This is a genomic window from Streptomyces sp. NPDC048604 (genome assembly GCF_043199435.1).
Lineage (GTDB): Bacteria > Actinomycetota > Actinomycetes > Streptomycetales > Streptomycetaceae > Streptomyces.
The window spans coordinates 1-7,084 of the sequence record NZ_JBICVX010000010.1; the positions used below are offsets into that span (position 1 = coordinate 1).

The 7,084-nt window shown below is 72.1% G+C and carries 6 protein-coding genes; 5 read left to right on the plus strand and 1 reads right to left on the minus strand.

The window, feature by feature from the left end:
* Positions 1 to 85: 85 nt before the first annotated feature.
* Positions 86 to 628 (minus strand): SRPBCC family protein, encoded by a 543-nt coding sequence (locus ACGFMM_RS20915; protein ID WP_393647877.1) that lies wholly within the window; start codon positions 626 to 628, stop codon positions 86 to 88.
* Between the two features lie 238 nt (positions 629 to 866).
* Between ACGFMM_RS20915 and ACGFMM_RS20920 the strand changes: the two genes are divergently transcribed.
* From ACGFMM_RS20920 to wrbA, 5 genes are all read left to right on the plus strand, one after another.
* Positions 867 to 2,453, plus strand: coding sequence for a carboxylesterase family protein (locus tag ACGFMM_RS20920; RefSeq protein ID WP_393647878.1), 1,587 nt, complete (start codon positions 867 to 869; stop codon positions 2,451 to 2,453).
* 42 nt (positions 2,454 to 2,495) lie between these two features.
* Positions 2,496 to 4,352, plus strand: a complete 1,857-nt coding sequence (gene asnB / locus ACGFMM_RS20925; RefSeq protein ID WP_393647879.1) for an asparagine synthase (glutamine-hydrolyzing) — start codon at positions 2,496 to 2,498, stop codon at positions 4,350 to 4,352.
* 162 nt (positions 4,353 to 4,514) lie between these two features.
* Complete coding sequence (locus ACGFMM_RS20930) at positions 4,515 to 5,324, plus strand: aquaporin (protein WP_393647880.1); 810 nt, start codon at positions 4,515 to 4,517, stop codon at positions 5,322 to 5,324.
* 19 nt (positions 5,325 to 5,343) lie between these two features.
* Positions 5,344 to 6,222 (plus strand): arylamine N-acetyltransferase, encoded by an 879-nt coding sequence (locus ACGFMM_RS20935; RefSeq protein ID WP_393647881.1) that lies wholly within the window; start codon positions 5,344 to 5,346, stop codon positions 6,220 to 6,222.
* Positions 6,223 to 6,337: 115 nt separating this feature from the next.
* The gene (wrbA, locus tag ACGFMM_RS20940; protein WP_393647882.1) at positions 6,338 to 6,955 is read left to right on the plus strand and encodes an NAD(P)H:quinone oxidoreductase; all 618 of its coding nucleotides are present in this window, start codon (positions 6,338 to 6,340) and stop codon (positions 6,953 to 6,955) included.
* Positions 6,956 to 7,084 lie beyond the last annotated feature (129 nt).

The window sequence follows — 7,084 nt, forward strand, 5'->3', positions numbered from 1 at the left end:
TTTACCCGCGGGGCCGTATTGCGGGTGCGTCGGGGGCGGTTGGGGCCGCGGAACGGCGCGGTGGGCGCCGTTCCGCGGCGGCGGGTCAGGCCTTTTCGACGACGGACTTGATGCGCTCCAGCGTGGAGGCGACGTCGCGCTTCATCTTCTCGGTCCAGTCGGCGATGAATTTCCGCTTGTCGTCCTCGTCCATGTTCTTGGTGATCTCGTGGATTCCGGGCGAGGCCCAGCCCATGCGGAAAGTCTGGCTGAGGATGCAGCCGCCGTCCTCGGGCTCGATCTCGAAGGACCAGATCAGCTCCTGCGGTTCACCGGTCTTGGAGTGGATCTTCCAGCGGAAGGCGCGGCCGGGCTCGGTGGCGACGACCTCGGACTTGGTGTGCCAGACGCCGCGGATGAGCGGGGCCCAGGAGACCACGTCGTCGGCGCGGAAGTTCTCGCCGCGGAAGACCGAACCGACCTTGCCGGGCTCGCCGGAGACCCACTCGCCGTCCCGGAGTTCGGTGCTCCACTCGGCGTGCCGCTTCATGTCGCTGACGGTCGAGTAGATCTCTTCGGCGGAGGCCTCGACGCGAATCTCGGCGCCCAGTTCGAAAAGCGGGCGCGAGTCCAGAATCGACTTTGTCATGTTCCCGGATCCTGCCGACGTCCGGACGGCCGGTACAAAGCCGCCTCGGGGAATCCGTCAGGTTCCCGGCCGGTCGGGATTGGACCTGACTGAGTACGCCGAGCGGCATTGGCCCCGGTCGGCGGCTCGGGCACGATCGCGCCGAACCGTTACGCCCGACCGTTCCGCACCTTCCTTCCTGACTTTCCGTACGTCGCCGTTCCGCCTTTCGCCATTAGCCCACCGGGGGAGTTCGTTCATGTCCCATTCGGGAGCCGTCCACCCGCGAAGCGCCGGGACCGTCGTCGCCCGCACCAGCTCGGGACTCGTCTCCGGCGAGCGGACGGACGGCCTCTGCGTCTTCCGCGGGGTGCCGTACGCCGCTCCGCCCGTCGGTCCGCTGCGCTACCGCTCGCCCCGGCCGGCGCCCGAATGGCACGGCGTCCGGGACGCCACCGCCTTCGGCCCGGTCTCGCTGCAGTCGTGGCTGCCCGGCTCGTCCGAGGACAGCCTGTACGCGAACGTGTGGACGCCCGACGTGAAGGGCTCCCGCCCGGTCCTCGTGTACATCCACGGCGGCGGCTGGTTCCTCGGCGCGGGCAGCGAGCCCGACTACGACGGCGCCCGGCCCGCCGTCCACGGCGACCTGGTCGTCGTGACCTTCAACTACCGCCTGGGCGCTCTCGGGTTCGGCCTGCACGAGCACCTGCTCGACGAGGACACCGAGGGCTACTCGAACTGGGGCCTGCAGGACCAGGCCGCGCTGCTGCGCTGGGTCCGTGAGAACGCGGCGTCCTTCGGCGGCGACCCGGACAACATCACCGTGGCCGGCACCTCGGCGGGCGGCTCGTCCGCCTGGCAGCTCGCGCTGCTGCCGGAACTGCGCGACATCGTCCGCCGGATCGTCCCGTTCAGCACCAAGCACGTGTGGCGGCCGGCCAGTTCGGCGAGCCCTGCGGAGTCCCGGGCGACCTTCGAGCTGCTCGCCCGCAGTCTCGCCACCACGGTCCGCGGACTGCGCGAGGTTCCCGCGCCGCTGCTCAAGGACGCCTGGGAGAAGATCTTCTCCGGCGCCCCGCAGACCCGCGAGATCAGCGCCTGGCGCGAGTACCAGGGCCCGGTGGTGGACGGCCGCTGGATGCGCGGCCACGACTTCGAACTGCCCACCCCGGACGTGCCGACGATGGCCGTGTACGCGCGGACCGAGGGCACCTTCTTCACCACCGGCCCCGGCTACCCCTACCAGGGCCCGCTGCCCGCCGACGAGGCGCAGCTGCGCACCGCCGTGCGGGAGGTGCTGCACAAGGGCGCGGTCACCGTGACCGACGACCAGGTCACGGCGGCGATCGCCGCATACCGCGGCGCCGCGGAGGCCGAGGGGCTGCCGTCGGACCCGGTGGGGCTGTGGAGCGCGATCTGGGGCGACGCGCTGTTCCGGTACCAGATCACCCGGCTCGCCGAACGGCACGCCGTGGAACGGCCGGACGTGCCGGGCTATCTGATGGAGTTCGCGCACCCGGTCGCGCCGCCGCTGACCGGCACCCCGCACGAAGCGACCTCGAAGTTCCTCTTCGGCAGTTACGCGAACGAGGTCAACGCCCCGCACTACGGCGCGGGTCCGCAGGAGCGCCTCGTCTCCGACACCCTGATCGACCTGGTGGCGTCGTTCGCCCGCGGCGAGGTCCCCCGCAGCCCGCACGCCCCCGCCTGGCCGGTGTTCGCGCCGGGCCGGCCCAGCACCATGATCCTCGGCGGCAGCAGCGTCGCCGAGGTCGCCGAGCGCACCGCGCTCCGTCAGCTCGCCCACTGGGACACCGCCGGCTGGGTCCCCGTGCCGCGCCCCTGAACCCCTCCCCCGCTCGTCCTCCACGAAAGGAACCGAGACGCCATGTGCGGACTCACCGGCTGGGTCTCCTACGACCGCGATCTGACCCTCGGCGGCGACACCACCGAGGCCATGACCCGGACGCTGGAGTGCCGGGGCCCCGACGACAAGGGGATCTGGCTGTCCCGGCACGCCGCCCTCGGCCACCGCCGGCTCTCCGTGATCGACCTGGAGCTCGGCCGCCAGCCGATGCAGGTGACCCCCGGCGACGACGCGCAGCCGGTTCTCGTCTACACCGGCGAGGTCTACAACTACCTGGAGCTGAAGGCCGAGCTGGAGGGCCTCGGACACGCCTTCCGCACCTCCAGCGACACCGAGGTGGTCCTGCACGCCTACCTGGAGTGGGGCGCGGACTTCCCCGAGCGACTCAACGGCATGTACGCGATGGCGATCTGGGACCCGCGCAGCGAGGAACTGCTGCTGGTCCGCGACCGGATGGGCGTCAAGCCGCTGTTCTACCACCCGACGGCGGACGGCGTGCTGTTCGGCTCCGAGGCGAAGGCGATCCTGGCCCACCCGGAGGCGGAGGCGGTCGTCGACGCCGAGGGCCTCGCGGAGATCTTCGCCATCGTCAACACCCCCGGGCACGCCGTCTTCAAGGGCATGCACGAGGTCGTCCCGGGCACGGTCGTCCGCTTCACCCGCTCCGGGGCGACGACCCGCACCTACTGGACGCTGCAGGCGAAGCCGCACACCCAGGACCTGGACGCGACGATCGCGCACACCCGCGAGCTCCTGGAGGACATCGTCCGGCGGCAGCTGATCGCCGACGTGAAGGTCGGCACGCTGCTCTCCGGCGGCCTGGACTCCTCCGCGGTGACCGCGCTCGCCGCGAAGGCGCTGCGCGACCAGGGGAGCGACGAGCGGATCAAGGCGTTCTCGGTCGACTACAAGGACCACGGGAAGACGTTCCGCGACAACGGCATCTGGATGGACCCGGACACCCCGTACGCGGTCGACGTCGCCGAGCACTCGGGCGCCGAGCACGTGATCGTGGAGCTGGAGAACCACCACATCCTCGACGAGGACGTCCGCGCCGCCGTGCTGCGCGCCCAGGACCTGCCGGTCTCCACGGGCGACATGGAGCACTCGCTGTTCCACCTGTGCAAGGCGCTCAAGGAGCGCGTGACGGTGGCACTGTCCGGCGAGGCCGCGGACGAGATCTTCGGCGGCTACAACTGGTTCTTCGACAAGGAGGCCGTCGAGGGCGACACCTTCCCCTGGTACGACGCCTGGCGCCGGCTCGGCGGCATCGCCACGATGCGCGAGATCGGCCTGTGGGACCGGCTCGGCCTGGACGAGTACGTCAAGCGCCGCTACACCGAGTCCCTGGAGCGGGTGCCGAAGCTGCCGGAGGACTCCCCCGAGGAGGCCAGGATGCGCGAGCTGACCTGGCTCAACATCTGGCACTGGGAGAAGTTCCTGCTGGACCGCAAGGACCGCATCTCGATGGCGGCCAGCCTGGAGGTCCGGGTTCCGTTCACCGACCACCGCCTCGTCGAGTACGTCTACAACGTGCCGTGGGCGATGAAGAACTTCGACGGCCGGGAGAAGTCCCTGCTGCGGGCGGCGGCCGCGCACGTGCTGCCCGACTCGGTCCTGGAGCGCAAGAAGAGCCCGTACCCCTCCACCCAGGACACCGCGTACGTCACCGCCCTGCGCGGCAAGGTCGCCGAGCTCCTGGAGCGCGAGTCGCCGGTGCTGAAGCTGGTCTCCCGGGACGGGATCCGGGCGCTGCTCGACCGGCCGCTGGAGGAGTACGCGGCGCTCGGCGGCCCCTGGGGCACCCGCGGCGTGATGGAGCGCCTGGTCGAGTTCGACGCCTGGGCCGTGCGCTACGGCGTGCGCATCGAGCTCTGAACCCCGGGGCCGCCCCGGCCCCCCGCACCGCGGACGCGGCGTCGCGCACGGCTCCCCCGGCCGGGCGCGGCGCCGCCCACGCGTGTCCTGCCCCGCCCCCTCCCGCCCCGCGCGTCCCACGCACCGCCGGCACCACACGAACCACAGCTGGGAGTTGGTCATATGGCCACGAGCACACCTCCGCGGCGCGCCCGCATGTACGTCCTCGAGTTCCTGATCACCGCGGGAATCCTGTTCCTCATCGTCACCGCCGCCCGGTGGATCTTCGCTCCGGACGCGCCGCTCGGCTCCGCGATCAGCGGCCGGGCGGCCTTCGCGTTGATGGCCGTGATCTTCGGCGTCCTGAACACGCTGATCATCCACTACTCGATGACGCGCAGGACCGCCGGACACATGAACCCCTCGGTGAGCATCGGGCTGTGGCTGCTGCGGGCCTTCCCCGGCCGTGACGTACTGCCCTTCTGCCTGGCACAGCTCGCCGGCGCGTTCGCCGGCACGGCGCTGGGCCGGCTGGTGTGGGGCGCGGCCGTGGATTCGGTGAACTACTCGGCCGTGGGCGCGGCCCCCGGCTGGGACGTCTGGGACGTGCTGACCGCCGAGACGGCCGGCCAGCTGATCTGCATGACGCTGGTGGCCGGGCTGCTGATCCGGCCCCGCTGGGAGTTCCTGATCCCGTCCGTGGTCGGCGTCTGCATCGCCGGCTTCATCTTCTTCCTGGGCCCGGTCGCGGGCGGGGCGGTCAACCCGGTCCGCCAGCTCGGGCCCGCGGTGCTGTCCGGGAACACCGCGTTCCTGGCCGCGTACCTCGTCGGGCCGGTGCTCGGTGCGGCGCTCGCGGCCGCGCTGGCCGCCGGCCTCAGGCCGCCGGCCGCCCCGGCCGGTCCGCCCGCCTCCGATCCCGCCGTCGAGCCCGCCGACGAGCCCGTCCCTTCGCCCCCGCCCGCGCCCGCGCCCGCCGAGCGCGCCCGCTGAACGAGTCAGGAGACACAGCATGCTGGGAACCTACGGACTGCCCACCGACGTCGAGACCGCGCCGGAGTGGCAGAGCGACCTGCTCGACCTGGACGCCTACCTCGCCCGGATCGGCCACACCGGCCCGCGCACCCCCACCGCCGACACGCTGCACGCCGTACTGCGCGCGCACATGAGCACGATCGCCTTCGAGAACCTCGACATCGCGCTGGACCGGCCGGTCTCCATCGACCTCGGCCCGATCCAGGACAAGCTGGTCCACCGCGGCCGCGGCGGCTACTGCTACGAGAACAACCTGCTGTTCGCGGCCGCCCTGGACCGGCTCGGCTTCCCCGTGACCCGGCTGCTCGCCCGGATCCGGCAGGGCGAGCCGCGCCGCCGGTTCCGCACCCACACGGTGCTCCTGGTCCGCGCCGACGACCGGGTGTGGCTGGCCGACACCGGCTACGGCTACAGCAACCTGATGCAGGCGGTGCCGCTGGAATCGGGGGCGCGCGTGGACACGCACGACTGGACCTGGCGGCTGGTCGCCGACGGCCCGGACTGGGTCCTGCAGATCACGCCCGAGGACCCTGCGGCGCGGGCGGCGGGCGAGTGGTTCGACATGTACTCCTTCCGCCAGGAGCCGCAGTACCGGATCGACTTCGAGGCGGCGCACTACGTCAGCTCCACCCGGCAGGGCTCGCCGTTCGTCGGCCAGGTCGTGGTGCAGCGGCAGGAGGAGAAGCAGCGGCTGCTGCTGCGCGACAGGCAGCTGGAGCGGCGCCACGCGGACGGGTCCTCGGAGGTGGTCGAGCTGTCCGCCGCGGACACCGTGCAGACGCTCCGCGAGTCCTTCGGCATCGCACTGACGGACGAGGATTCCCGCGCGCTGCTGCAGTTCTTCGCCGCGAAGTGACGACCGGCGGCGGGACTTGACGGACTTGTCGGCCCGCGAGGGCGGCCCGCCGCGGATGTACGGGAGGGTCGGCGGCGGGCCTCCCCCCATCGCAGCGCAAAGGAGCAGGGCAGACATGACGAATGTCGCGGTCATCTACTACTCGTCGACGGGCAACGTCCACACCATGGCCGACGCGGCCGCGAGCGCGGCCGAGAAGGCCGGCGCCGAGGTGCGGCTGCGCAAGGTCGCCGAGCTCGCCCCGCAGGCCGTGATCGAGACCAACCCGGCCTGGGCCGCGCACGCCGAGGAGACGCGTGACGTCGCGATCGCGTCCCTGGACGACCTGCTCTGGGCGGACGTGGTGCTGATCGGCACGCCGACCCGCTTCGGCCAGCCCGCCAGCCAGGTCAAGCAGTTCATCGACACGACCGGCGGCATCTGGGCCGAGGGCAAGCTGGTCAACAAGATCGCCTCGGGCTTCACCTCGACGTCGTCCACGCACGGCGGCCAGGAGTCGACGCTGCTCGCCCTGAACAACACCTTCTACCACTGGGGCGCGATCATCGTGACCCCCGGCTACGCGGACCCGGTCCAGTTCGCCGGCGCCAACGGCAACCCGTACGGCGCGAGCAGCGTCTCGGCGAACCAGGCCGCGAACGTGCACGAGGAGAACCTGGGCGCGGTGGAGTTCCAGGCCCGCCGCTGCGTCGAGATCGCAGCCGCCCTGAAGAAGGGCTTCGCCGCGGCCTGAGCATCGCACTCACCGTACGGCGGCGGGGGGGGGGGGGGGGGGGGGGGGCCCCCCCGGGGGGGGGGGGGGGGAGGGGGGGGCCGGGGGGGGGGGGGGTGACACCCCAAACCCCCCCCCGCCGGCCCCCCC